General features: G+C 64.5%; 1 protein-coding gene. It reads right to left on the minus strand.

Features of this window, described 5'->3' with window-relative positions:
• Positions 1 to 248: MFS transporter (locus AC5IJH_RS18545; protein ID WP_491904292.1), on the minus strand; the 248-nt coding region annotated here is incomplete at both ends.

A 248-nucleotide genomic window follows, 5' to 3' on the forward strand; every position in this document is an offset into this window, starting at 1 on the left:
ACGGAGCTGCCGCGCTCACCACGCGCCCGATGTTGTACGCGAAGCCCAGTGCCGACCCACGCACGGCGGTAGGAAACAACTCACTGGCAATCACGGCGAAGCCGCTGAAGTACCCCGCGCCAAAAAAGCCGACCCATGGACCCAGCCAGAGCAAGACCTGGGGATTTCGGACCGTGGCGTAGACCGGCACCAGGACAGCCGCGATGAGCAGGTAGCCGATATAGGCGCTCTTGCGGCTGAAGCGGTCG

Origin of the sequence: Candidatus Dedyshia acidiphila, from assembly GCF_051025295.1 — a bacterium.
Lineage (GTDB): Bacteria > Acidobacteriota > Terriglobia > Terriglobales > Acidobacteriaceae > KBS-83.